2 protein-coding genes and 1 pseudogene are annotated in these 2394 nt (G+C 65.7%); 1 reads left to right on the forward strand and 2 read right to left on the reverse strand.

What is annotated here, in order from left to right:
• Positions 1 to 234 precede the first annotated feature (234 nt).
• The gene (locus ACZ53N_RS37100; RefSeq protein WP_469145103.1) at positions 235 to 1320 is read left to right on the forward strand and encodes an IS110 family RNA-guided transposase; all 1086 of its coding nucleotides are present in this window, start codon (positions 235 to 237) and stop codon (positions 1318 to 1320) included.
• Here the strand turns inward: ACZ53N_RS37100 and ACZ53N_RS37105 are convergent.
• Both ACZ53N_RS37105 and ACZ53N_RS37110 read right to left on the reverse strand, forming a co-directional pair.
• Positions 1262 to 1598: pseudogene (locus tag ACZ53N_RS37105) on the reverse strand (transposase); the annotation flags it as partial. The gene ACZ53N_RS37100 and the pseudogene ACZ53N_RS37105 overlap by 59 nt on opposite strands.
• The gene (locus tag ACZ53N_RS37110; protein ID WP_469145104.1) at positions 1595 to 2074 is read right to left on the reverse strand and encodes a hypothetical protein; all 480 of its coding nucleotides are present in this window, start codon (positions 2072 to 2074) and stop codon (positions 1595 to 1597) included. The gene ACZ53N_RS37110 and the pseudogene ACZ53N_RS37105, both read right to left, overlap by 4 nt.
• Between the last annotated feature and the right edge of the window lie 320 nt (positions 2075 to 2394).

The following is a 2394-nucleotide window of genomic DNA, read 5'->3' on the forward strand; positions in this document are numbered from 1 at the left end:
ACGCTACGACTGTGAGGATGGCAGTGCCGTCCCGGTGGTGGTCTGACCCGCGCTACGACTGACTTCTATGTCTTGCGTCTTGATCTGTCGACCATCGTCCGGGACGGTGCTCGCTGTCGCCAGGTCGGCGGGTGTGTCCCGATAGGGGCCTTCGCGACAGGCACCGTCACAGTCCTGACCACCCTGCCGACCCGGCGACGGCCACCAGCCCTACGGTTCGATGGCAGGAGACCGATGACCAGTGCCAGCATGGCCCAGCCGGCCCGATTGCACCACGACCGCCAGCAGGAGGTCGTCCTCGGAGTCGACACCCACAAGGATGCTCACGTGGCAGCGGTCGTCTCCCCGACAGGCAAGCTGATCGACTCCCAGAGCTTCCCAGCGACGGCAGACGGGTATCAGCAGCTCCTGGACTGGGCACGCTCGCACGGTGCGGTCGACCGAGCGGGCGTGGAGTGCACCGGCTCCTACGGAGCTGCATTGAGCCGCTTCCTGCGGGGCAACGGCCTGGTCGTGATCGAGGTGAACCAGCCGGACAAGGCTACCCGGCGCCGGCGGGGCAAGACCGACACCATCGACGCCGAAGCAGCCGCTCATGCCGTACTGTCGGGCCGCGCCACCGCGACAGCGAAGCACACAGACGGGCCAGCCGAAGCACTTCGCCTGTTCAAGATGGCCAAGGTCTCGGCGGTCAAAGCCCGCCCCCAGGCGATCAACCAGCTCAGGGCCGTGCTCGTCACAGCCAGTCCAGACTTACGCGAACCCCTGGACGGACTGACGATTCCCAAACTCGTCCGTGCCTGCCTGGCCCTGCCCGAGTCCGCAGCCAGCACGGCTGCCGCGGCAGCCGTCTTCACCCTGCGGCTCCTGGCCCGCCGGGTCGAAGAACTCGACCACGAGATCGAAGCCCTGAAACAGCAGATCACCGGAGTGCTCAAGCAGCACACTCCCGAACTCCTCAAGTGTTACGGCGTCGGCCCGGACACCGCGGCAGCCCTCCTGATCGCCACCGGTGACAACCCCGACCGGCTACGCAGCGAGGCCTCGTTCGCCTCACTTTGCGGTGCGAGCCCGGTCGAGGCATCCTCCGGCAAGACCCAGCGCAGAAGACTCAACCGCGGCGGCGACCGGCAGGCCAACTCCGCCCTCTACACCATCGTCCTGGCCAGACTGCGGTGGGAGACCCGCAGCCGCAGCTACGTCGAGCGACGCATCGCCGAAGGCAAGACCCGACGCGAAGCAATCCGCTGCCTGAAACGCTACGTCGCTCGAGAGCTCTACTGCCGCGGATGTGGGGGACGGCGTCCAGCAGCGGTATGAGCTGGGTGACGTCGTGCCGGTTGCCGCCGGTCAGCGACACTCTGAGCGGAGTGCCGTGCCGGTCGACGATCACATGGTGCTTGCTGCCGGGGCGGCCGCGGTCGGCTGGCGAAGGTCCGGTGTGAGCCCCCCTTGAGGGCCCTGACGCGGGAGCCGTCGATCGAGCAGTCGTCCATGCCGAGGAGGCTGACGCTGCGCAGCTCGGTGCGCAGAGCCTCGTGGAGATGGGACCAGACCCCGGCTTCGGTCCAGTCCCGTAGGCGTCGCCAGCAGGTCACCCAACACCGCACTCGTCACCGATGGTGATAGCAGCGTGGCTGGAGCTTCGTGCATACCCGTCGCCGCCAGAGAAGATTGCGGTATAGCCGCCGGTCAGTTGCTGGAGCAGATTGGGGCTGATGTTGAGGGGGGCACCGCTGAGGTAAGCATCGCCGTCGCTGTTGGTGCGGGAGATGCCAAGCATGTGCCCGCCAGCATCCACGAACCGGATGTTTTGACCCTCGATCGGGTTGCCAGCGGTGTCCTCCAGATTTGCCGAGATGTTCTCCAGGTTTCCTCCATTGGTCAGATTGATGGTGCCTTGGTGTGCGTGGATCACGGTGGGGATCAGCCGGGTGTGTCCGCTTCGGCCCAGGCTCGACATCATCGCAACGCTGGGCTGAGTGGGGGCGGCTACGGCTTGGGCTGACGGGGCCAGCGGGGCGAGGGCGGCCACTGCCGCGACGGCGCCGGTGACCAGGTGACGGAACTTCATCTGAACCTCATCTCATAAGATCGGGTGTGGGCCACAGCATCCCACTCGTGGACGACTCACCCCTTCGCTTTCACCACGATGAGTTAATCCGATCACGCGAATCAGCGATGCATCGTCAAAGCCGTACCTCGCCTTTGATCCGAAACGGTTACGGCTGTGGGGCGTTGGTCGCCACCTGCATGACCTGACGGGGGCCCTGTGTCGCCGCTCCCGCAAGAATGATCCCCAGGTGCTCCCGCAGAATTGCTGGTCAAAGCCACTCGTTGATAGCTGCGACCAGCACTGTCGCCTCGTAGCGGACGGCCAACTTGTCGTATCTC

The organism is Streptomyces sp. NPDC033229, from assembly GCF_055576875.1.